This is a genomic window from Streptomonospora wellingtoniae (assembly GCF_031845375.1).
In the GTDB taxonomy this organism is placed as follows: Bacteria; Actinomycetota; Actinomycetes; order Streptosporangiales; family Streptosporangiaceae; genus Streptomonospora; species Streptomonospora wellingtoniae.
The window spans coordinates 1-640 of record NZ_JAVREK010000067.1 but is presented as its reverse complement, the minus strand read 5'-3'; the positions used below and the strand labels follow the sequence as shown (position 1 = coordinate 640).

The following is a 640-nucleotide window of genomic DNA, read 5'->3' as shown; positions in this document are numbered from 1 at the left end:
CAATCGAACTGTGAATTTTTGTAATTGTAACATAGGAACTATTCCTTTACAACGAAATATATCCAACAGATTTCACATAGTGAGCATCGATTGGATTCTCTTTATATATCAACAATTCCAGTATTCTTTTGATAAATATCTAATAATAGTTTAATTGCCTTCGTAGTAACAGGAGCTCCTATTTTATAATAATCGTACCTTCGCATCTTCCCGACATCACCGATTCCGATGATGATCGGAATTTGAATCGCATTTAAAATTTCTACGGTGTCTCCGTAGATTCGAAGTTCTTCATTATACTGGGTTTTCCCATATTTATCAACTGGATGACTAATCACATTTCCATGACAATCTAGAGCCATATGGACAGGTGTCCCTCGGCTCTTCATACAGTTTGAAGCAACAGCAATCGCACCGATTACTTCGATGCTTTCATGATTCGCTACATATCGTAATGCCCTTTCTCCAAATCCTTCCTTGGCATTTCCACAGTCATCAAACATCACGATAACTGGATCGTATTTCGCCCGATGGATCAGTTTCACAAGCTCAGGTCCTGAAAGATGGGTCGGGTTACCCGCAGAGAGGGAGATCACGCGTCCATGAATTCGTTTAGCTACTTGTTCCAAAGCTTCTTGAG

General features: G+C 39.7%; 1 protein-coding gene. It reads right to left on the bottom strand.

The window, feature by feature from the left end:
* Positions 1 to 101 precede the first annotated feature (101 nt).
* A partial coding sequence (locus RM446_RS24650) for a stage V sporulation protein AE (RefSeq protein ID WP_311547836.1) occupies positions 102 to 640 on the bottom strand: 539 nt, incomplete at its 5' end.